Below are 21022 nucleotides of genomic sequence, written 5' to 3' on the forward strand. Positions count from 1 at the left end.
CGATCGGCCCGGGCCGGGCGCCTCGCCCCCTTCCGCCCCCGCCTTCCCTCAGGACGTTGCGATGCCCGGCCTCATTGCCTTGTCGTGGAACCTCGAGAACTTCAGCACGAAGAAGCTGTCCATGGCAACGACCGTCGCCAAGACGGTCAAACGCGTGATCGAAGGCCACGATGACCCGTCCGCCCTGGTCGTCGGCCAGTTTCTCGAGATCATCGGCACCGAGGCCGAGGCCGGATCGATCGCCGCCGGTCTGCAGCGGGAATTCGCAGCCGAAGGCCTCGGGAACGCGCGGTTTCGATCCGACCCGCTGGGCGGCGTCCGCAACGAGCACGTCGTCACATTTTCCATCGGGCTCGACATCGAGGCGGAAGACGTCGATTTTCACGCTCATATCTCCGATGAGATACGCGACGACGATGAGAACGCCGAGAAAAAGCTCGGACTTCACCTGGACAGCAAGAAGATCAGCAAGCGCCAGAAGATTCCGAGCCGGAAGGCACGGGACGCCGGACTGTCGCCCCTCGTCGCCCGAAAAGAGCATTACAGAACAATCGATAAAACATCGAGCTGGTTCAGGAAGGGAAAGCTTTTCAAAGTTCGCCCCCTGGATAAATCCGGGCGAGAACTCCGGATCGCAAGCTTCCACAGCCCGGGTCCTGCAATCAGCAAAAACAAAAGGATACTGAATGCGACGATCAGATCGTCGCGCGCGAAGAGAGCCGACTTCATCATCGGAGACCTGAATTATCGCGGGTCGATCGGCGAGGGCGGGTATGTCGACATCCCGCTTGCGGGAGGCGGCGGCACGACACTCAGGAAGACGAGCAGCTCGACCTTCGGCTCACACCGGTGGGATCGCGTGCTGGTCGATGAGGCCCTCACCAACAAACCGAAGCAAACCGTGGTGACGGCCGCCGAGGAGCTGCCCGGCGGCGGGCGCGTCTCGGATCACGGCGCGATCAGCACCTATTTCGAGGATCTGTGGCACGCGCCCGCCTCACTGGTCGATTCCGCTCTCACCGGCTCGCTGCCGGAGGCGATGCCCGTCCATGCCGAGACCCGTGCCGAGACCTCGGGCGCCCTCGGATCACGACCGCAGGCGATCGATATCGAGGATCTCCCTCCGATCGGCAACCGGAGCGTCGCCGGCGCGCGCGACGAAGCCGCGATCTTCGATCAATCCCGGCCCAAGCTGAACATCTTCGAGCCGTTCGGCAGGAACGGCGAGGAATTCGCCGCCCCGAGAAACGTCTTCAGGCCGCCGGAAACCACGATGCGCGGGGAGAGCCAGAGCCTCTTTGCCCGCATGGATACGGGCTTGTAGAGCGTCGTCCGACGCCGCGGAGACTGGTTCGTCGCAGGACAGGCGGCGACATCAACGACCTGAAGCATCGCATGATCTCGGATCCACGGTACACGACAGGAGACTATGCGAAGCCGTCGGGCGCGAGGCCTCCCGCCGCCTCAATCCGTGAACACCACCGTCTTGCGGCCGTTGGCGATCACCCGGTCCTCCAGGACGTAGCGGACGGCACGGGCCAGCACCCGGCGCTCGATGTCGCGGCCCTTGCGCACGAGGTCGTCGGGGGTGTCGCGGTGCGAGATGCGCTCGACGTCCTGCTCGATGATCGGCCCCTCGTCGAGGTCGCCGGTGACGAGGTGCGAGGTGGCGCCGATCAGCTTCACGCCGCGCTCATGCGCCTGGTGGTAGGGCCGGGCGCCCTTGAAGCCGGGCAGGAACGAGTGGTGGATGTTGATGCAGCGGCCCGCGAGCTTCTGCGACAGGTCGTCCGACAGGATCTGCATGTAGCGGGCGAGCACGACCAGCTCGGCGCCGGTCTCCTCGACGAGGCGCCACAGGGCGGCTTCCTGCTGCGGCTTGGTGTCGGGCGTGATCGGCAGGTGGTGGAACGGCACCCCGGCGAGGTCGGCCGCGCCGTAGATCTCGCGCGGGTAGTTCGACACCACGGCGCAGACCTCCATCGGCAATTCGCCGATGCGCCAGCGGTAGATGAGGTCGTTGAGGCAGTGGTCGAAGCGCGAGACCAGCAGCATCACGCGCCGCCGCTCGGCCCGGTCGCGCAAGGTCCAGTCCATGCCGAAGCGCTGCGCCACGCCGGAGAAGCCCTCGGCCAGCGCGTCCCGCCCCGGCTCGCCCCGGACCGGGTTGAACACGATGCGCATGAAGAAGCGGCCGGTCTCGACGTCGTCGAATTGCTGCGCGTCGAGGATGTTGCAGCCGGCCGCGAACAGGTAGGCCGACACGCCGGCCACGATCCCCGGGACGTTGGTGCAGGAGAGGGAGAGGACGTAGGAGGGGGTGGTCATGGGGGCTCGGTGCCGAAACGAAGACAGGGCTCCGCCCTATGCGATCGTCCCGGGCGCGTGAAGCCCCTGCGCCTCGTCCCTGACGAAGGCGACCCGGTCCCAGGTCACGCCGGGCCGGCGGAGCTGGGCATCCTCGTCCGTCCGGCACAGGAGGCAGCGCAGGCCGTGCTCGCGGGCGAGGTCGATCGTCTCGGACGCGGACACGTCGAACATCCGGCGCCCCGGCGGCACCGGGCCGTGGCGCAGCGACAGCGCCATCACGCCCCCGATCCGCACCAGGGCGGCGAGGCGCGACATGGCACGCCGCCGCTCGGCCTCGTCGAGATGCATCCAGACGGCGGTGAGCATCACGACGTCGAAGGCGTCGGCGAGGGCGGCGAGGTCCGGCAGGCCGTCATCCAGCCACGCGATCAGCGGGGACGGGTGCAGGACGGCCGCCTGCCGGCGCAGCTCGGGTGTCGGCTCGACGGCCGTCACCCGGTAGCCGAGGGCGGCGAAGCCGGCCGCGTCGCGCCCGGTCCCGGCGCCGATATCGAGGACATGGGCCGGCGGTGCCGGCAGCAGCGGCAGGATCGCCGCATGGATGTCCGAGAAGGCGATGCTCTCGTAGCGCGAGACCAGCGCCTCGGCCTCGGCGGCGTAGCCGGCGGTGCCGGGGAGAGGGCTGCCGTCCGTCACGCCTCCGCCTCCAGTTCCCCGCTCACCTCCAGCCACTCCTCCTCGGCGGTTCCCAGAGCCGAGGCGGCCTCGGCCCGCATGCGGGCGAGCTCGCCGGCCTTGGCGGCGTCGGTGCGGAAGGCGGTGCCGTCGGCGAGCGCGGCGTCGATCTTGGCGATGGCGGCGGAGAGCTTCGCCATCCGCGCCTCGACCGCCTCGAGCTTGCGGCGCAACGGCGCCAGGGCCGCCCGGCGCTCGGCATTGGAGCGGCGCTCCACCGCCTTCGCGCCGCCGGTCGATTCCGGCGTCTTCGCGGTGTCCGTCTCCGGGCCGGCCAGCACCAGGCGGCGGTAATCGTCCATGTCGCCGTCGAAGGGCTTCACGGTGCCGTTGCGCACGAGCCAGAGCCGGTCGGCGCAGGCCTCGACCAGGAAGCGGTCGTGGCTCACCAGGATCACCGCGCCCTCGTAGTCGTTGATCGCCTCGACGAGGGCCTGGCGGCTCTCGATGTCGAGGTGGTTGGTCGGCTCGTCGAGGATCAGGAGGTGGGGGCCGTTGAAGGCGGCGAGCCCCATCAGGAGCCGTGCCTTCTCGCCGCCGGAAAGCTGCGAGACCGGCGTATCGGCCTTGTGGCCGGGGAATCCGAGGCGGGCCGCCGCCGCGCGGGCCTTGGCTTCGGGCACGTCCGGCATCAGCTCGCGGACATGGGCGTAGGCGCTCTCGGCCGGGCGCAGCTCGTCGAGCTGGTGCTGGGCGAAATAGGCGACGTTCATCTTGCCCCAGCGCCGCACCTCGCCGGAGAGAGGCTCCAGCCGCCCGCCGATGAGCTTGCAGAAGGTCGACTTGCCGTTGCCGTTGGCGCCGAGCAGCGCCACCCGGTCGTCGGGGGCGAGCGTCAGGTTGAGGCCCGTCAGCACCGTGCGGTCGGGATAGCCGGCCTGGACCCGCTCCATCGCGACCAGCGGCGGGGAGAGGGCGCGCTCCGGGCTCGGCAGGTGGATCACCGGCACGTCGTCCTCGATCAAGGCCGCGATCGGCTCCATCTTGGCCAGCCGCTTCATCCGCGACTGGGCCTGGCGCGCCTTGGTCGCCTTGGCCTTGAAGCGGTCGACGAAGCTCTGGAGATGGGCGCGCTCGGCCTCCTGCTTCACCCGCGCCTTGGCCTGGAGCATGCGCTTCTCGGCGAGCTGGCGGGCAAACGAGGTGTAGCCGCCGCGGTAGAGCGTGGTCTTGCCGCGATCGAGGTGGAGGATGTGGTCGACCGAGGTGTCGAGGAGATCCCGGTCGTGGCTGATGATCAGCGCGGTGCGGGGATAGCGCTCCAGATAGTCGTAGAGCCAGAGCGTGCCCTCGATGTCGAGGTAGTTGGTCGGCTCGTCGAGCAGCAGCAGGTCCGGCTCGGAGAACAGCACGGCGGCGAGGGCCACCCGCATCCGCCAGCCGCCGGAGAAGTCGGAGCAGGGCCTCCCCTGCGCCTCCGCGTCGAAGCCGAGGCCGTGCAGGATCGCGGCGGCCCGGGCGGGGGCCGAATGGGCGTCGATGTCGACGAGCCGCGTCTCGATCTCGGCCCGGCGCAAGCCGTCGGCGGTCTCGGCCTCCTCCATGAGGCGCGTGCGCTCGGTGTCGGCGGCGAGCACCACCGCGTGCAGGGTCTCGGGGCCGGCCGGCGCCTCCTGCGCCACGCCGCCGATCCGCGTGCCCTTCGGCAGGCCGATCGTGCCGCCCTCCGTGGGGATCTCGCCCTGGATGATCCGGAACAGGGTGGTCTTGCCGGCGCCGTTGCGCCCGACGATCCCGACCCGCGCCCGCTCGGGCAGGGCGAAGCCGGCTTGGTCGAGGATCAGGCGGTCGCCGATCCGGTAGGTGAGGTCGTTCACGCGGAGCATGGCGGCGTTGTGGGGGCGGCGGGCACCGGAGGCAAGGGCGGAAAGGCAAGCGGCGCCCGTGTTGACAGCGCCGCCCCCCGCACCGTGTAAGCGAAACCATGATGCCCGAGCCCGGACCCGCGATGACGCTCCCCTCCGAGACCTTGAGCGCGCTCCTCTCCGGGCGCCGCGCCCTGATCGGCATCGTCGGCCTCGGCTATGTCGGGTTGCCGCTGGCGCTGGCCGCGCTCCGGGCCGGATTCCCGGTGCTCGGCTTCGACGTCGATCCGGGCCGCGTCGCGGCGCTCAACCGGGGCGAGGGGACGTTCCACCACATCCCGGGCGAGCCCTTGAGCGACGCGCTCGCGGCCGGCACCTTCGCGGCCACCGGCGACATGGCGCGCTTGTCCGAGCCCGACGCGGTGCTGATCTGCGTGCCGACGCCGCTCACCCGCCACCGCGAGCCCGACCTGTCCTACGTCGAGGCGACGGCGCGCGCCATCGCGGCCGTGCTGCGGCCGGGCCAGCTCGTGGTGCTCGAATCGACCACCTATCCGGGCACCACCGACGAGGTGATGCGGCCGATCCTCGAAGCCGGCGGCCTGCGCTCGGGCACCGATTTCTTCCTCGCCTACTCGCCGGAGCGCGAGGATCCGGGCAACGACCAGTTCGACACCGCCCGCATCCCCAAGGTGGTGGGGGCGGACGACGACGCCGCCCGCGCGCTGGCGGAGGCGCTCTACGGTGCCCTGGTGGTGCGCACCGTCCCGGTCTCGTCGGCGGCCGCGGCGGAGGCCGTGAAGCTCACGGAGAACATCTTCCGGTCGGTCAACATCGCCCTCGTGAACGAACTGAAGCTCGTCTACGACGCGATGGGGATCGACGTCTGGGAGGTGATCCAGGCGGCGGCCACCAAGCCCTTCGGCTTCATGCCGTTCCAGCCCGGGCCGGGTCTCGGGGGCCACTGCATCCCGATCGATCCGTTCTACCTCGCCTGGAAGGCGCGGGAATTCGACGTGCCGGCCCGGTTCGTGGAGCTGGCCGGCGAGGTCAATACGCGGATGCCCTACCACGTGGTCGAGCGCCTGGCGGCGGCGGTGGACCGCACGGGCCGGGCCTTCTCGGGCGCGACGGTGCTGGTCCTGGGGCTGGCCTACAAGCGCAACGTCGAGGATACCCGCGAGAGCCCGGCCCTCAAGCTGATCCGGCTGATCGAGGCGCGGGGGGCGAGGGCGCTCTACCACGACCCCCTGGTGCCGGTGCTGCCGGCGACCCGCGAGCATCCGGAGCTGGCCGGGCGGCGCTCGGAGCCCCTGACGGCCGAGACCCTGCGCGCCGTCGACGCGGTGCTGATCGCCACCGATCACGACGGCGTCGATTACGGGCTGGTGGCGCGCGAAGCCCGGCTCGTCGTCGACACCCGCAACGTCATGGCGCGGCATGGACTAACGGGTGCGACGATCGTGAAGGCGTAAAGCCGGAAAAACCGCGGGCTTTCCGGTACATGACCCCGATGCAAGCCCGTCCGTGCCTTGGCGAGCGCGGCCGCGCCGGGCTAAGAACGCGGGGCAACGCCGCGCGCGCGGGGGTCGAGGGCAGCAGATGGGTCGGCTCGCAGGGTTTCCCTTCTTCAAGGATGCGGGCGTCGACCTGACCTCCTACGAATCGCGCTGCATCTGGCGCCGGTTCGACGCCAACGAGATCCTGGTCGATTTCGACGACGCCTCGACCGACGTCTACCTGCTCGCCTCCGGCGAGGTGCGAATCCTCAACCGGACGCAATCCGGCAAGGAGGTGATCCTGGGCGAGATGCGGGCCGGCGAGTTCTTCGGCGAGCTGGCCGCCATCGACGGGGTCAGCCGCTCGGCCAACGTCACGGCGCTGACCCGCGGCGAGCTCTGCGTGGTGCCGGCCGCCGTCTTCCGCGGGATCGTCTTCGCTGCCCCCCCGATCGCCGACCGGCTGCTGCGGCTGCTCGCCAAGCGGGTGCGGATGCTCAACGCCCGGCTGATGGAGCACGCGGTCCTCGACCTGCGCCACCGCCTCTACGCCGAGCTCTTGCGCCTCTCGGCGCCGCGGCCCGGCACCGAGGGCGAGCGCGCCGTGAGCCCGCCGCCCTACCACCACGTGCTCGCCGCCCGCATCGGCTGCCGCCGCGAGCAGGTGACGCGGGAATTCACCGTGATGGCCCAGGAAGGCCTGGTCGACCGCACCCGCGGCGCGCTGATCCTGCGCCGGCCGGACATTCTGGAGGCCAGGGTGGCGGAGGCGCTGCGGGAGGATTCGTGAGGCGCCGCGGACCGGTCGGCTTGACCTGAGGAAAAGCTCACGGCGATGATGCTCGCCAGACCCGCTGCAGACCTGAATCGGGATCGGGCAGGCGCCTCGCGGCGGAGAGGGGCATGATCGTGCAGGCCTGCCTGAACGGTGCGCGGCCCCGGAGCTACCATCCGGGACTTCCCGTCACGCCGGACGACATGGCGCGGCAGGGGGCCGCCTGCGTCGCCGCGGGCGCCGCCGAGTTGCACGTCCATCCCCGCGCGGCCGACGGTCGCGAGAGCCTCGCGGCCGTCGACGAAACCATCGCGGCCCTGCGCCTCGCCTGCCCCGGGACGCTCGTCGGAGTGTCGACCGGAGCGTGGATCGAGGGGTCGGAGGACGAGACCCGCCGCTGCATCGCGACGTGGCGGGAGCGTCCCGATTACGCCTCGGTCAACCTCTCGGAGCGGGATGCCCCCGCGGTGATGGACGCGCTGGACCGCATCGGCGTCCGGGTCGAGGCCGGCCTGGCGACGGCTGCGGATGCCCGCCGGTTCCTGACCCTGCCGGGGCGCCACCGCGTGCTTCGCCTCCTGATCGAGATCGACGAGCAGGACCTCCGGGCGGCTCACGCAATGGTCGAGGACATCGCATCGATCCTGGCGCGGGGCGATGCGCGCCGTCCGATCCTGCTCCACGGCTTCGACGCGACCGTCTGGCCCCTCGCGGAGCTTGCCTTCGCGCGGCGCTGGTCGACGCGCGTCGGGCTCGAGGATGGCCGGCATTGTCCCGATGGATCCGTGGCGCCGGACAACGTGGCGCTCGTCGCCTCGGCCGTCCGGATGCTTCGCCGATCCTGATCCGCATCGAACGGCGTATCGGCTCGAGAGCGGTGGATGCCCTTCACAGGGCGGTACCGCCCGGACCCAGATCCTCATCCTCCGCCCCCAAAGCCTCCGCGAGCCGCACCGCCGCCGCGGCAAGCTCCTGCGGGCGGCAGGACGCGAAGCCGAGGAGCAGGCCGGTCCGGTCGGCCGGTCCTGCGTAGAGCCGGGACAGGGGCAGCACGTCGAGGCCGCATCGGGTGGCGCGGGCCGCCACCGCAACGTCGTCGCTCCCGTCGCGCAGGGTCGCGAGGAGTTGCAGCCCGCCCGCCGGGGCCGCGACGTCCAGCCGGTCGGCGCAATGCTCGCGGAGGGCGGCGACGAGCCGGTCGCGCCGCTCGCGGTAGAGCCGGCGCATCCGGCGCACATGGGCGCGATAATGCCCGCGCCGGAGGAACAGGGCGAGCGCGTCCTGGACGGGCGAGGCGGCGAACAGGCCGACCTGCCGCTGGGCGGCGAGCACGGGGGCGAGGAGGGGCCGCGGCACCACCATGGTGCCGATTCGGATCGCCGGCAGCGTCGCCTTGGAGAAGGTCCCCGCGTAGACGACGCACCCGGCCTCGTCGAGGGCCTGGAGGGCGGGGACCGGCGCGCCGTCGAAGTGGAACTCCCCGTCGTAATCGTCCTCGACGACAACCGCGCCCGCCGCCGCCGCGAGGCGCAGGAGCCCGCGCCGCCGGGAGAGCGGCATCAGGCTGCCGGTCGGGAACTGGTGCGAGGGGGTCGTGACGACGAGCTTCGGGCGCGCCCCGTCCTCCGGGAGCGTGAGGCCGCCCGCATCGACCGGGACCGGGCGGATGCGGGCCCGGACCGCCCGGAGCGCGGCCCGGGATCCCGGATAGCCCGGATCCTCGATCCAGGCCTCGTCGCCCGGATCGAGCAGGATCGCGGCGACCAGCGCCAGGGCGGCGCGGGCGGTCGGCAGGATCACGACCTGATCGGCCGCCGCCCGCACGCCGCGGGCGGCGGCGAGATGATCGAGCAACGCCGCCTGGAGGGCGGGGCTGTTGGCGACGAAGGGCGGGTCGGTCGGGGGGAGGCGGCCGGCCTCGCGCAGGCAGCGGGCCCAGGCGGCGTGCGGGAATTCCCGCGCATCGGAAAATCCGGTGCGGAACGGCAGCAGCCCGGCCTCCGGCGGCGCGGCCGGCAGGGCGGCGGCCCAGGTCGAGAGGGCGAGCGGGAGCGAGGGACTTTCCGGCAGGTCCACGCCGCCCTTGACCGACCCTGGCGCGGGCCCGTCCTGCGCCGCCACGACCGGGCGGCAGCCCTGCCGCACCACGAGGTAGCCTTCCGCCGCCAGCTGGTCCCACGCCGCCATGACGGTGTTGCGCGAGACGCCGAGATCCTGCGCGAAGCGCCGGCTGGACGGCAGCATCGCGCCGGGCGCCAGCCGGCCCCGGACGATCAGCGCGCGCAGTTGCGCGGTGAGATCGGCCGACAGGCCGGGTCCGCGGCGCGGATCGAGCGCGACCAGATCGGCGAGGACGGCCACCATCCGCTGGTCCTTCGAAAATGGCGAAAGCGGATCTCGGACGAGGTCCAGCGAGGCCCTATGCCGAGCGGGAACCCGGATCAAGGACCCACGGCATGGCCCCGCCCCTCCCGACCTGCAAGGCCCTCGCCGTCCTCGCCGTCGTCGTCATCGCCTGGGGCTGCAACTGGTCCTTCACCAAGCTCCTGGTGGCGTCGGTGCCGCCGCTCTGGACCACCGCCCTGCGCTGCTGGATCGCCTTCGCGGCCGTGCTGGCGGCTCTCTCCGCCTCGGGCCGGCTGGTCCGCCCGCCCCGCGGCGACCTTCCGGCCATCGCCGGGACCGGGCTCCTGCACATGGTCGCCTTCTCGGCCCTGACGGGGGCGGGCCTCGCCGTCCTGCCGGCGAGCCAGGCGATCGTGCTCGGCTACACCACCCCGTTCTGGGTCGCCCTGATGGCGCCGCCGATCCTCGGCGAGCGGCTGGGGCCGAGCGGCCTCGCGGGGGTCGGGCTGGGGCTGGTCGGTCTCGCGGTCCTGCTCAACCCGGCCGCCTTCGACTGGGGCCGGGCCGACACGGTGACCGGCTGCGCCCTGGTGCTGGCGGCGTCCCTGGCTTGGGCGGCCAACATCGTGCTGATCCGGTCGCGGCCCTGGAGCGCCGGCCCGCTCCAGCTCCTGGTCTGGCAGGCCCTGGTGGCAGCCCTGGTCCTGACCGGGCTCGCCCTGTGGCGCGACGGGCCGCCCCGCTTCGCCTGGACCGGCGAGACCGTGATGCTGCTGCTCCTCAGCAGCCTCGTCGGCACCGTCCTCGGGTACTGGGCGATGGGGATCGTCAACCGGAGCCTGCCGGCCGTCACCACCGCCCTCGGCCTCACCGCCACGCCGCTGGTCGGCATCGCCTGCGCGGCCCTGCTCCTCGGCGAGCGCATCGATCCGGCGCTGGCGGCCGCCGCCGGGCTGATCGTGGCGGGGCTCGTCGTCAGCGGGCTGTCGCGGGCGCGGTGAGCCCGCCGGCCCTCCGGATCAGGCGCCGCCCAAGGTCCGCACCACGCTGCTCCATCAACCCGCCGTCGCGCATCGCGAGGGCGCCGCGGCCCCATTCCTCGGCGGCCTGGATCACGAAGCGGACCGTCCCGCCGAACCCGCCCTCGGCGGCGAGCAGCATCGCCGAGTGGCCGTCACGGCCGCAGGCATGACGCGAGCGGCCGGAGGTCCGGGGCGTGGTACGATCACCGGCGGGGCCGGTGTCGTGCTCGAGCTGCGCCTGCCCGGCATGGCGGAGACGAGGCCTTCACCCGCGCGGCGTTCCACGACGAGCCGGCCTGATCGTCGATCCTGCCGCTCTCTACGTCATCCAGGGACCGCCGAGGGTGGAGCAACCGTCGAGAACCGGTGAGGGCCGAGCGAGATTAGCGTCCCTCCGGCCCATAGGCCGCCAGGAACACCCGCACGGCCTCCGTCACCCAGTAGGTCGTCTCGGCCTCGGTCGGCGGGTCGCCGACGGCGAAGAGCAGCCGGCGCATCGTGGTGGCGGCGCAGAGGTCGAAGAAGTGGCGAGCGGCGAGGTCGGTATCCATCGGGCGCAGGCGCCCGGCGGCGACCTGGGCGTCGAGATAGGCGCGCAGGCGGGCCCGGCCGAGCAGCGGTCCCGCCTCGTAGAAGGCCCGGCCGAAGCGCGGGAACTTCTCCGCCGCGCCGATGACCATCCGGACCGAGGCGATGTGGTCGGGCCGCACCATCGCCTCCATCAGGCTGGTGCCGAGGCGGCGCAGGACGGCGGCGATGTCGGGGTCGTCGTGGTCGAGGCGGCAGATGCTCTCGGCGAGCGTCCGCTTCTCCTCGATCGTCAGCGCCTCGAACAGGGCCTCCTTGCTCTCGAAATAGACGTAGAGCGTGCCCTTCGAGACGCCCGCCGCCTTGGCGATCGCCCCCATGCTGGCGCCGTCGAAGCCGCTGGCGAGGAAGACCTCGCGCGCCCCGTCGAGGATCTGGCGGCGCTTCTCGGTGTCGGCGGGAGGAGGGCTTACGGGTGCGTCGCTCATCGTCGGGGCCAGGAGGGGTCGGGAACCAATGTGGGGGGTACCACGGCGGCGATCAATCGGATCTGCATCCGGCCTTGTGCACCGCACACAGCGCTGATTGACCGAACGGTTCGGTCAACGTAGTATCGCGGTCGTTCGAGAGCCGTCAACCGATCCGCGGGATGGTGGCGGGGCGATCCCCGAGGACGGGTGACAGACGATGGCGTTCCGAGACGATTACGCGCAGGGCCGGCCCGCCGGCGAGGCGGCCGCCAAGGCCGCACCCCAGGCGGCCGCAACCGCGTCGGCCACCCCGCCGGCGGTCGCGGCTGCGCCCGCCAAGCGCAAGCGCCCCTTGCGCCGCCTGATCCTGCTCGCGCTGCTCCTCGGCGGCGGCACCTACGGGGCCTATGCGGGCCACGAATGGTGGACGACCGGCCGCTTCTTCGTCTCGACCGACGACGCCTACGTCCAGGCCGACATCTCGACGCTGGCCGCCAAGGTCTCGGGCTACCTCGAGGCGGTGCCGGTGGTGAACGGCCAGGCGGTCAAGGCCGGCGACGTCATCGCGCGGATCGAGGACGGCGACTATCGCCTGGCCCTCAAGGCCGCCGAGGACAAGCTGGCGACGCAGGGCAGCGTCATCGCCCGCATCGCCCGTCAGGCCGAGGCCGCCCGCGCCCAGGTGCTCCAGGGCGAGGCCCAGATCGACGCCGCCAAGGCCGATCAGGTCCGCGCCGCCGCCGATTACCAGCGCCAGCAGCAGCTGGCGCAATCCGAATTCGCCGCCAAGTCGCGCCTGGAGCAGTCGCGGGCCGACCGCGACCGCTCGGACGCCACCGTGAAGGGCGCCGAGGCCAACCTGATCGCCCTGAAGGCGAACGTCGCGGTGCTGGAGGCGCAGACGAAGGAGGCCGAGAACCTGGCCGCCGAACTGCGCACCGCCGTCGACCGGGCGAAGCGCGACCTGTCCTTCACCGTCCTGCGCGCGCCCTTCGACGGGGTGATCGGCAACAAGGCGACGGAGGCCGGGGCCTATGTCGGGCCGGGCTCGCGCATCGCCGCTCTGGTGCCGCTCCAGAGCGCCCGGGTCGACGCCAACTTCAAGGAGACCCAGCTCGGCCGGGTCCGGGTCGGCCAGCCGGTCCATGTCCGGGTCGATGCCTGGCCCGACCGCGACATCCTCGGCACCGTCGAGAGCCTGTCGCCGGCCTCCGGCTCGGTGTTCAGCCTGCTGCCGCCCGACAACGCGACCGGCAACTTCACCAAGATCGTCCAGCGCCTGCCCGTCCGGGTGCGGGTGCCGGAGGCGGTCGCCCGCGAGGGCCTGCTGCGGCCGGGCCTCTCGGTGGTGGTGCGGGTCGACACCCGCGGCCTCGACGAGAGCAAGCCGCCGGCCCCGATCGAGCCGCATTCGGCGGTGTCGGAGGGGACGGCGCCTGCGGTGCGCACGGCGGGGCGCTGAGGCGCGAGCCGACTCGCGGGCCGCTCGGTCCGCGCAACGCCGATCGACACCCACCGCGGTGTTCCGGGGCCGCGGAGCGGAGCCCGGAATCCGGACACTCGAGTCCGTCAGGACGAGGCGGGCGGCGTTCCGCCTCATCTCTACGACCCGCGGTTCTGGATCCCGGGCTCCGCTTCGCGGCCCCGGGATGACCCTGCGGGGTGGGACCGTCTTCGCAGATTCGCTGCTTCCTTCCCTCACTCAGGCTTTCCGACATGGCCGCGACCCCCGCGCCCGCCGACGCGCCGATCGACCGCCGCCGCATGGTGGCGTTCATCTGCATGGTGTTCGGGATGTTCATGGCGATCCTGGACATCCAGATCGTCTCGGCCTCCCTCGCCGAGATCCAGGCCGGCCTCTCGGCCTCGGCCGACGAGATCCCGTGGGTGCAGACGAGCTACCTCATCGCCGAGGTGATCTCGATCCCGCTCTCGGGCACCCTGTCGCGGGTGCTCTCGACCCGCTGGATGTTCGTGATCTCGGCCGGCGGCTTCACCCTGATGAGCCTGATGTGCGCCACCTCGTCGACGATCGGCGAGATGATCCTCTGGCGCGCCGCCCAAGGCTTCATCGGCGGCGGCATGATCCCGACGGTGTTCGCCTCGGCCTTCACCATCTTCCCGGCCTCGAAGCGCAGCATCGTCTCGCCGATGATCGGCCTCGTCGCCACGCTCGCCCCCACCATCGGCCCGACGGTCGGCGGCTACCTCACCGACCTGTTCGACTGGCGCTGGCTGTTCCTCGTCAACATCGTGCCGGGCATCTTCGTCACGGTCTCGACCTACTTCCTGGTCGATTTCGACAAGCCGAACCTCGACCTGCTCAAGCGTTTCGACTGGGCCGGCCTCGGCCTGATGGCCGCATTCCTCGGCTGTCTCGAATACGTGCTGGAGGAGGGCCCGACCCACGACTGGTTCCAGGAGGAGGCGATCTTCGTCGCGGCGATCGTCTGCGGGGTCGCCTGCATCGGCTTCTTCTGGCGCGCGCTCACCGCCGAGCAGCCGATCGTGGACCTGCGTGCCTTCTCCGACCGCAACTTCGCTGGCGGCTGCCTGTTCAGCTTCGTCATGGGCATCGGCCTCTACGGCCTGACCTACCTCTACCCGGTGTATCTCGGCCGGGTGCGCGGCTACTCGGCCTTGCAGATCGGCGAGACGATGTTCGTCTCAGGGCTCTGCATGTTCGCGACCGCTCCCATCGCCGGGCGCCTCTCGGCCAAGGTCGATCCGCGGATCATGATGGCGATCGGATTCACGGGCTTCGCCGCCGGCACCTGGATCGTCACCGGCATCACCAAGGACTGGGATTTCCACGAGCTGCTGCTGCCGCAGGTTTTGCGCGGCTGCTCGCTGATGCTGTGCATGATCCCGATCAACAACATCGCGCTCGGCACCCTGCCGCCGGCCCGGATGAAGAACGCGTCGGGCCTCTACAACCTCACCCGCAACCTCGGCGGCGCGGTCGGGCTCGCGCTCATCAACACCGCGCTCAACGACCGCTGGGACCTCCACCTCGCCCGCCTGCACGAGCGCTTCACCTGGACCAACCCGATGGTGCTGGAACGCCTCGACAGCATGGCCAAGGGCTTTGCCGGGCTCGCCGGCAACCCGGACGCCATGGCGCTCAAGGCGATGATGAACACCGTGCGGATGCAGGGGCTCCTGATGAGCTTCTCCGACGTGTTCCTGATCCTGACCGTGCTGTTCCTGCTGATGGCCTGCGCCACGCCGATGATCCGCCGGCCGCGCCCGGGCGGGGCGGGGGCGGACGCGCATTGAGGGCGCCGTCCCCGCTTCTCCTGTCCCTGCTTCTCCGCCGCGGCCTCATCCCGAGGTGGCGGACGGGACGGACGCGACAGCCGCCATAAACAAAGGCGCCCCTCCCCGGGCGGAGAGAGACGCCAAGTTTACGACACGTCTCGGGAGGAGATGCGGACGCCGTCCGGGTCACGGGACGCAGCGGACGGGATCAACGCGTGTCGTCGATTACATTACACGCGCCGCCGGGAAGCCGGCAAGCTGCTGGGACATGGACCTTGGTCCGAGCGGATTACACGGCCGAGCTTGCCGTCTGCATTGAGGAGTTTCCCCGGCAAGTTTCCCCGGCAAGCTTCCTTGAGCGGTACGCCGTGCCGGCCCCGACCGGATGCGTCGATCCGGCCGCGCCGCCCCTTCCCGCGGCGGTCCTTCCCGGGCTAGATGTCGGGCCTCCCGCCCACGCCGCCCGGACGACGTGACGACGCCCGTTCCCTCTCCCGCCACCGGCCGCCTCCGCTTCGAGGCGGTGTCGAAGCGCTTCGGCGGCCACCTCGCCGTCGACGGCGTCGAGCTCGACCTCGCGCCCGGCCAGGTCTTCTGCCTGCTCGGGCCGTCGGGCTGCGGCAAGTCCACGCTGCTGCGCCTGACCGCCGGCTTCGAGGAGCCGAGCACCGGACGGATCCTCCTCGACGGGCGGGATCTCGGCGGGGTGCCGCCGCATCGCCGGCCGGTCAACATGATGTTCCAGTCCTACGCCCTGTTTCCGCACAAGGACGTGGCGGGGAACGTCGCCTACGGGCTGGAGCGGGAGGGCTTGGGGCGGCCTGAGATCGCCGCCCGGGTCGCCGAGATGCTGCGCCTGGTCCAGCTCGACCGCCTGAGCGCCCGCCGGCCCGACCAGCTCTCCGGCGGCCAGCGCCAGCGGGTGGCGCTCGCCCGGGCGCTCGCCAGGAGGCCGCGAGTGCTGCTCCTCGACGAGCCCCTCGGCGCCCTCGACCGCGCCTTGCGCGAGGAGACGCAAGGAGAGCTGCGGGCGCTGCAGCGCCGGCTCGGCACCACCTTCGTGGTCGTCACCCACGATCCCGCCGAGGCGATGGTGCTCGCCGACCGGATCGGCGTGATGGCGGCGGGCCGGCTGGTCCAGCTCGGATCGGCGGCCGAGCTCTACGAGCGCCCGGCGACGCGCTACGTCGCCGGCCTCCTCGGCGACGTGAACCTGATCGAGGGCCGGCTCGGGGAGGGCGGGGCCGGGGGCCTGCGCGGCCTCGACACGCCGCTCGGCCGCTTGAGCGCCTTCGACCATCACGGCGCCGGGCCCGCGGGGGCGCCGGGCCTCCTGGCGCTCAGGCCGGAGCGGCTGACGCTGGCCGGGGAGGGCGGGAACGAGGGGCTTGCGGGCACGCTCCTCGACGCGACCTATCTCGGGGACAAGATCCTCTACCGGGTCGGGATGGCGGATGGGCGGGTGCTGCGCGCCGCCGCCGCCCCCGGCGCGGGTCCGGGCGTCGGCGCCCCGGTCCACCTCGCCTTCACGCCCGACACCGCCTCGCTGCTGCCGGCGGAGGCCGCATGAGCGGGCGCACGAGCGGGCGACTGCGCGCGAGCGTGCGGCGCCTCGCCCTCCCGGCGGTGCCGCTCCTGTGGCTCCTGGCCTTCTTCGGCCTGCCGTTCCTGGTGGTCGTCAAGATCAGCCTGTCGGACCCGGCGACGGCGCTGCCGCCCTATACCCCGGTGCTCGATTGGGATGCGGGGCTCGCCGGCTGGGCCGACGTCTTCGCCGCCCTCGACTTCGAGAACTACCGCACGCTGATCGCCGACCCGCTCTATCTCGAAGCGGGCCTGACCTCGCTCGCGGTGGCGTTCGGCGCCACCGTGCTCCTGATCCTCGTCGGGTACCCGATCGCCTACGCCATGGCGCGGGCGCCGAAGGCCTGGCGGCCGCTCCTCGTCGCCCTGATGGTGATCCCGTTCTGGACCAGCTTCCTGATCCGGGTCTATGCCTGGATCGCGATCCTGAAGGCCGACGGGCTCCTCAACCAGGCGCTCCTGGCGCTCGGGCTGGCATCGAGACCGATCGAGATCCTCAACACCCCGGCGGCGGTGATGATCGGGGTGGTCTACGCCTACCTGCCGTTCATGGTGCTGCCGCTCTACGCGGTGCTGGAGCGCCTCGACCGCGGGCTGATCGAGGCCGCCCGCGACCTCGGGGCGAGCCGGCTCACCGCCTTCCGCACCGTGACCCTGCCGCTGTCGCTGCCCGGCCTCGTCGCGGGCGCGCTGCTGTGCTTCATCCCGATCACCGGCGAGTTCATCATCCCGGACCTGCTCGGCGGGCCCGACACGCTGATGCTCGGGCGCGTCCTGTGGAGCGAGTTCTTCTCCAACCGCGACTGGCCGCTGGCCTCTGCCGTGGCGGTGGTGCTGCTGGTGATCGTCGCCGGCCCGGTGGTGCTCTTCCGCGAGGCGGAAGCGCGCCGCCTGGAGAGGCCCTAGACGGAGCGCCCTCGAGATGCACCGCGCCCATCCGCTCGCCTGGGCCGCCTTGGGCGTGGGATTCGCCTTCCTGTACGGGCCGATCCTGCTGCTCGTCGTCTACTCGTTCAACGCCTCGCGGCTGGTCACGGTCTGGGCCGGGTTCTCGACGCGGTGGTATGCCGGGCTCCTCGATAACGGCCCGCTCGTCGAATCCGCCCTCGTGACCCTCAAGGTCGCGCTCGCCTCGGCCGGCCTCGCGACCGTTCTCGGCACGCTGGCGGCGCTGGCGCTGGACGGGCGCCGGCGCGTTCCCGGCCGGCCGCTCCTCACCGGGCTGGTCTACGCCCCGATGGTGATGCCGGAGGTGATCACCGGCCTGTCGCTGCTGCTGCTCTTCGTGGGCCTCGGGATCCCGCGCGGCTTCTGGACCATCGTGATCGCCCACGCGACCTTCACGCTCTGCTTCGTCGCCGTGGTGGTGCAGGCCCGCCTGCGCGATCTCGACCGCTCCCTGCTCGAGGCCGCCGCCGATCTCGGCGCCGCGCCGGTCACGGTGTTCCGCACCGTGACCCTGCCGCTGATCGCCCCGGCGGTGATCGCCGGCTTCCTCCTCGCCTTCACCCTGTCGATGGACGACCTCGTCATCGCGAGCTTCGTCTCGGGGCCGGGCGCCACCACCCTGCCGATGCGCCTCTACAGCCAGGTCCGCCTCGGCGTGACGCCGGAGATCAACGCGATCTCGACGATCCTGATCGGGGCGGTGAGCGGGGCGGTGCTGGCGGCCTCCGTGCTGACGGCGCGGCGGGGCGTCAGGCGACGGGAGACGACGCCATGACGGACTCGATCGCGGGCCAAGAGATGATTGGTCAAGGGATGATTGGCCGAGACAAGCAACGGGGCGCTTCCATGCGGTGCGCAGACGGTCGCGAGGCGAGTCCGGCCTGCCGGGACCGGGCCGCTCCGCCGGTCGCGACGGCGCAATCCGGGGCGGAGCGGGACCGGATCGCCGTGGCGGTACGGGAGGCCGGCCGCACCCGCCGAAAAACGGCCCCGATCCTGCAAAGCCCCTCCGGACGGCCCTCCGCCGCCCACCGGAACCCGGAGCTTCGCGCATGGATGTCGGCGTGTTCATCCCGATCGGCAACAACGGCTGGCTGATCTCGGAGACGGCCCCGCAGTACAAGCCGAGCTTTTCCCTCAACAAGGCGATCGTGCAGAAGGCGGAGGGGTACGGGCTCGATTTCGCCCTCTCGATGATCAAGCTGCACGGCTTCGGCGGCAAGACCGAGTTCTGGGACTACAACCTCGAATCCTTCACCCTGATGTCCGGCCTCGCGGCGGTGACCGAGCGGATCAGGCTCTTCGCCTCGACCGCGGTGCTGACCCTGCCGCCGGCCCTCGTCGCCCGGATGGCGACCACGATCGATTCGATCGCCCCCGGCCGCTTCGGGGTGAACATCGTCTCGGGCTGGCAGAAGGCGGAATACGACCAGATGGGCCTGTGGCCCGGCGACGAGTATTTCGGCTACCGCTACGATTACGCCACCGAATACGTCCGGGTGATGAAGGAGCTGTGGGAGACCGGCCGCTCCGACTTCCAGGGCGAGCATTTCCGGATGGAGGGCTGCATGATGAAGCCGCAGCCGTCCGGCCCGATCCCGATCGTCGCCGCCGGCCAGAGCGGGCGCGGCATGGAATTCGCCGCGCGTTGCGCCGATTACAACTTCGTCCTCGGCAGCGGCCTCAACACGCCGACGGCCTGCGCGCCGACCTGCGCCCGGCTGATCGAGGCGACGGCGAAGACCGGGCGCGACGTCGGCTCCACCGTGCTGATGATGGTGATCGCCGACGAGACCGACGCGGCGGCGGAGGCGCGCTGGATGGCCTACCGCCAGGGCGCCGACGTCGCGGCTCTGGCCTGGATGCTCGACCAGAGTATACAGGACAGGAACGCCTCGGCCGATTCGACCGCCACCTGGATGAATCTTCCCGAGGGCGCGGTGAACTTCAACATGGGCACGCTGGTCGGGTCCTACGCCAAGGTGGCGCGGATGCTCGACGAGGCGGCCACGGTGCCGGGAGTGAGGGGAATCATGCTGACCTTCGACGACTTTCTGACCGGCCTCGACGCCTTCGGCACCCGGATCCAGCCGCTGATGGCCTGCCGGCGGGACCGTCCGGGGATCGCCGCGTGACGGTCTCCGACGCGCTCATCGCCCGCACCATCCTGGCCGGCACGGTCGCGGAGGCCGCCCCGGCCCGGGACCTGCCCTCGGCGTGGGAGCGCGACGCCCCCGAGCCGGCCTGGGCCGAGCGGCGCCTGCGGGAGGCCGCCGACGCGACCGGGGCGCCGGCGCCCATCGCGCCGCCCAGTGCGCCCCCCTTGCCGCCGGTCGAGGACGGGCCGCTGCACGGCCTCGGGATCGGCGCCCTCCAGGCCGCCTACGCGGCGGGCGCGACCGATCCGGTGGCCGTCGTCGCGGCGCTCCGGGACCGCATCGCCCGCCACCCCTCCGGCCGCGACGCGGTGCTGGCCCCGGTGCCGGGCGCGGAAAACGCCGCACGGGAGAGCGCCCGGCGGATCCGGGAGGGCGCGGCCCGGCCCCTCGAGGGGATCCCCTTCGGCATCAAGGACATCGTCGACTGCGCCGGCGCGCCCGTGACCTGCGGCTCGCGCCTCACCGGCGACCGGGTGGCCGAGACCGACGCGACCGTGGTGGCGCGCCTGCGGGCGGCGGGCGCCATCCCCCTGGCGATGCTCGCCACCACCGAATTCGCCTGCGGCTCGGCCCACAACCCGCGCTACGGCGCGGTGGGCAATCCGTGGAACCGGGCGCGCTGGACCGGCGGCTCCTCCACCGGCTCCGGGGCGGCGCTCGCCGCCCGGCTGATGCCGCTGGCGCTCGGCACCGATACCGGCGGCTCGATCCGGGTGCCGGCGGCCTGGTGCGGCATCACCGGCCTCAAGCCGACCCGCGGGCTGGTGCCGCGCACCGGCGTCGCGCCCCTGTCCTGGACCCTCGACCATGTCGGCCCGATGGCCCGCTCGGCCGACGACCTCGCCCGGGTGATGCCCTGGATCGCCGGCCCCGACGGCACCGACCCCCACGCCGCGGGCCGCTACGACGCCGGCCGCTACGACGCCTCCCGCGCGCGGGGCCTCGCCGGCCTGCGGGTCGGCGTGGCGGAGGGCTGGTTCACGGCGATGCAGGATGCGGCGGTCCTCGCCGCCTGGCAGGCGATGCTGACGGTGCTGGAACGCGGCGGGGCACGCCTCGTGCCGGTCGATCTCGGGCCGGTCGCGACCGCGCACCAGGACGGCTACACGATCGTGATGGCGGAACTGGCCTCCCTGCAGGAGCCCGACCTCGACCGCGCCGCCGCCCTCGATCCCGGCACCCGCGCCCGGATGGACCAGGGCCGGCACTTCAGCGCCACCGACTACCTGCGCGCCCTGCGCCGCCGGCCCCTGGTGCTGGCCCAGGTCCTCGACGCGCTTGGCGGTGTCGACGTGCTGGTGACCCCGGGCCTCGGGGCCGAGGCGCCGTCCCTCGACAGCCTCACGGTGGAGGTCGACGGCACGGCCCACCCGCTCCAGGCGGTGCTGCCACGCAACACCATGCTGTTCGACTACACGGGCCTCCCCGCCCTGATGCTGCCGACCGGGCGCGGCCGCACCGGGCTCCCGGTCGCCGCGCAGGTGGTGGGCAAGCCCTACGACGCCCTGTGCCTGGGCGTGGGGGCGGCTTTTCAGCGCGAGACGGCGCATCACCTCGGGGTGCCGCCGGAGGCGGGGTGA

The 21022-nt window shown here is 72.0% G+C and carries 17 protein-coding genes and 1 pseudogene; 12 read left to right on the forward strand and 6 right to left on the reverse strand.

The genetic code is table 11. From position 1 onward, the window contains the following. The first annotated feature begins 61 nt into the window (after window positions 1-61). Window positions 62-1324, forward strand: a complete 1263-nt coding sequence (locus G4G93_RS10880) for an endonuclease/exonuclease/phosphatase family protein (RefSeq protein ID WP_165084017.1) — start codon at window positions 62-64, stop codon at window positions 1322-1324. 140 nt (window positions 1325-1464) lie between these two features. Here G4G93_RS10880 and purU read toward each other — a convergent pair whose 3' ends face one another. Genes purU through G4G93_RS10895 form a run of 3 tightly spaced genes read right to left on the reverse strand, consistent with a single transcriptional unit; the run spans window position 1465 to window position 4871 of the window. Beyond that, window positions 1465-2328, reverse strand: coding sequence for a formyltetrahydrofolate deformylase (gene purU / locus G4G93_RS10885; protein ID WP_165084020.1), 864 nt, complete (start codon window positions 2326-2328; stop codon window positions 1465-1467). Window positions 2329-2364: 36 nt separating this feature from the next. Then, complete coding sequence (locus G4G93_RS10890) at window positions 2365-3006, reverse strand: bifunctional 2-polyprenyl-6-hydroxyphenol methylase/3-demethylubiquinol 3-O-methyltransferase UbiG (protein WP_165084022.1); 642 nt, start codon at window positions 3004-3006, stop codon at window positions 2365-2367. Next, a complete protein-coding gene (locus G4G93_RS10895) occupies window positions 3003-4871 on the reverse strand; it encodes an ABC-F family ATP-binding cassette domain-containing protein (protein WP_165084024.1) in 1869 nt (622 codons plus the stop codon). Before G4G93_RS10895 ends, G4G93_RS10890 begins: the two co-directional genes overlap by 4 nt. A 122-nt stretch (window positions 4872-4993) precedes the next feature. On the opposite strand from G4G93_RS10895, the gene G4G93_RS10900 reads away from it, so the two are divergent. The 3 genes from G4G93_RS10900 (at window position 4994) to G4G93_RS10910 (ending at window position 7969) form a co-directional block, all read left to right on the forward strand. Beyond that, window positions 4994-6325 (forward strand): nucleotide sugar dehydrogenase, encoded by a 1332-nt coding sequence (locus G4G93_RS10900; protein ID WP_165084033.1) that lies wholly within the window; start codon window positions 4994-4996, stop codon window positions 6323-6325. 127 nt (window positions 6326-6452) lie between these two features. After that, window positions 6453-7139: a Crp/Fnr family transcriptional regulator gene (locus G4G93_RS10905; RefSeq protein WP_165084035.1), complete on the forward strand. Its 687-nt coding sequence runs from the start codon at window positions 6453-6455 to the stop codon at window positions 7137-7139. A 113-nt stretch (window positions 7140-7252) separates the two neighbouring features. Beyond that, window positions 7253-7969 carry a 3-keto-5-aminohexanoate cleavage protein gene (locus tag G4G93_RS10910; RefSeq protein ID WP_165084037.1) on the forward strand — a complete coding sequence of 239 codons (717 nt, stop codon included), beginning with the start codon at window positions 7253-7255 and terminating at the stop codon, window positions 7967-7969. A 43-nt stretch (window positions 7970-8012) separates the two neighbouring features. Here the strand turns inward: G4G93_RS10910 and G4G93_RS10915 are convergent, their stop codons facing one another. Beyond that, window positions 8013-9488, reverse strand: coding sequence for a PLP-dependent aminotransferase family protein (locus G4G93_RS10915; protein WP_165084040.1), 1476 nt, complete (start codon window positions 9486-9488; stop codon window positions 8013-8015). Window positions 9489-9580: 92 nt separating this feature from the next. Between G4G93_RS10915 and G4G93_RS10920 the strand changes: the two genes are divergently transcribed. Next, window positions 9581-10471 carry a DMT family transporter gene (locus G4G93_RS10920; protein WP_165084042.1) on the forward strand — a complete coding sequence of 297 codons (891 nt, stop codon included), beginning with the start codon at window positions 9581-9583 and terminating at the stop codon, window positions 10469-10471. A 46-nt stretch (window positions 10472-10517) separates the two neighbouring features. Here G4G93_RS10920 and G4G93_RS10925 read toward each other — a convergent pair. Then, window positions 10518-10661 (reverse strand): annotated as a pseudogene (locus G4G93_RS10925) (amidohydrolase); the annotation flags it as partial. A 214-nt stretch (window positions 10662-10875) separates the two neighbouring features. Next, entirely contained in the window at window positions 10876-11508 is a 633-nt protein-coding gene (locus G4G93_RS10930) for a TetR/AcrR family transcriptional regulator (RefSeq protein WP_165084044.1), read from the reverse strand. A gap of 199 nt (window positions 11509-11707) precedes the next feature. Between G4G93_RS10930 and G4G93_RS10935 the strand changes: the two genes are divergently transcribed. The 7 genes from G4G93_RS10935 (at window position 11708) to G4G93_RS10965 (ending at window position 21022) form a co-directional block, all read left to right on the forward strand. Continuing rightward, the gene (locus G4G93_RS10935) at window positions 11708-12952 is read left to right on the forward strand and encodes an HlyD family secretion protein (RefSeq protein ID WP_165084047.1); all 1245 of its coding nucleotides are present in this window, start codon (window positions 11708-11710) and stop codon (window positions 12950-12952) included. Between the two features lie 254 nt (window positions 12953-13206). Continuing rightward, window positions 13207-14769 carry a DHA2 family efflux MFS transporter permease subunit gene (locus G4G93_RS10940; protein WP_165084049.1) on the forward strand — a complete coding sequence of 521 codons (1563 nt, stop codon included), beginning with the start codon at window positions 13207-13209 and terminating at the stop codon, window positions 14767-14769. Window positions 14770-15223: 454 nt separating this feature from the next. Next, window positions 15224-16321, forward strand: a complete 1098-nt coding sequence (locus tag G4G93_RS10945; protein WP_312891883.1) for an ABC transporter ATP-binding protein — start codon at window positions 15224-15226, stop codon at window positions 16319-16321. Further along, a complete protein-coding gene (locus tag G4G93_RS10950; RefSeq protein ID WP_165084053.1) occupies window positions 16318-17241 on the forward strand; it encodes an ABC transporter permease in 924 nt (307 codons plus the stop codon). Before G4G93_RS10945 ends, G4G93_RS10950 begins: the two co-directional genes overlap by 4 nt. A gap of 16 nt (window positions 17242-17257) precedes the next feature. Further along, complete coding sequence (locus tag G4G93_RS10955) at window positions 17258-18058, forward strand: ABC transporter permease (protein ID WP_165084055.1); 801 nt, start codon at window positions 17258-17260, stop codon at window positions 18056-18058. 277 nt (window positions 18059-18335) lie between these two features. Further along, a complete protein-coding gene (rutA, locus tag G4G93_RS10960; protein WP_165084057.1) occupies window positions 18336-19418 on the forward strand; it encodes a pyrimidine utilization protein A in 1083 nt (360 codons plus the stop codon). Next, complete coding sequence (locus G4G93_RS10965; RefSeq protein WP_165084059.1) at window positions 19415-21022, forward strand: amidase; 1608 nt, start codon at window positions 19415-19417, stop codon at window positions 21020-21022. Before rutA ends, G4G93_RS10965 begins: the two co-directional genes overlap by 4 nt.

This window comes from Methylobacterium sp. DB0501 (assembly GCF_011043735.1).
Lineage (GTDB): Bacteria > Pseudomonadota > Alphaproteobacteria > Rhizobiales > Beijerinckiaceae > Methylobacterium > Methylobacterium alsaeris.

What these genes read in the sequence shown, in the direction of transcription:
- G4G93_RS10880 (WP_165084017.1), top strand. Translation starts at nt 62, where the DNA reads ATGCCCGGCCTCATTGCCTTGTCGTGGAACCTCGAGAACTTCAGCACG.
- purU (WP_165084020.1), bottom strand. Translation starts at nt 2,328, where the DNA reads ATGACCACCCCCTCCTACGTCCTCTCCCTCTCCTGCACCAACGTCCCG.
- G4G93_RS10895 (WP_165084024.1), bottom strand. Translation starts at nt 4,871, where the DNA reads ATGCTCCGCGTGAACGACCTCACCTACCGGATCGGCGACCGCCTGATC.
- G4G93_RS10900 (WP_165084033.1), top strand. Translation starts at nt 4,994, where the DNA reads ATGACGCTCCCCTCCGAGACCTTGAGCGCGCTCCTCTCCGGGCGCCGC.
- G4G93_RS10905 (WP_165084035.1), top strand. Translation starts at nt 6,453, where the DNA reads ATGGGTCGGCTCGCAGGGTTTCCCTTCTTCAAGGATGCGGGCGTCGAC.
- G4G93_RS10910 (WP_165084037.1), top strand. Translation starts at nt 7,253, where the DNA reads ATGATCGTGCAGGCCTGCCTGAACGGTGCGCGGCCCCGGAGCTACCAT.
- G4G93_RS10915 (WP_165084040.1), bottom strand. Translation starts at nt 9,488, where the DNA reads ATGGTGGCCGTCCTCGCCGATCTGGTCGCGCTCGATCCGCGCCGCGGA.
- G4G93_RS10920 (WP_165084042.1), top strand. Translation starts at nt 9,581, where the DNA reads ATGGCCCCGCCCCTCCCGACCTGCAAGGCCCTCGCCGTCCTCGCCGTC.
- G4G93_RS10930 (WP_165084044.1), bottom strand. Translation starts at nt 11,508, where the DNA reads ATGAGCGACGCACCCGTAAGCCCTCCTCCCGCCGACACCGAGAAGCGC.
- G4G93_RS10935 (WP_165084047.1), top strand. Translation starts at nt 11,708, where the DNA reads ATGGCGTTCCGAGACGATTACGCGCAGGGCCGGCCCGCCGGCGAGGCG.
- G4G93_RS10940 (WP_165084049.1), top strand. Translation starts at nt 13,207, where the DNA reads ATGGCCGCGACCCCCGCGCCCGCCGACGCGCCGATCGACCGCCGCCGC.
- G4G93_RS10950 (WP_165084053.1), top strand. Translation starts at nt 16,318, where the DNA reads ATGAGCGGGCGCACGAGCGGGCGACTGCGCGCGAGCGTGCGGCGCCTC.
- G4G93_RS10955 (WP_165084055.1), top strand. Translation starts at nt 17,258, where the DNA reads ATGCACCGCGCCCATCCGCTCGCCTGGGCCGCCTTGGGCGTGGGATTC.
- rutA (WP_165084057.1), top strand. Translation starts at nt 18,336, where the DNA reads ATGGATGTCGGCGTGTTCATCCCGATCGGCAACAACGGCTGGCTGATC.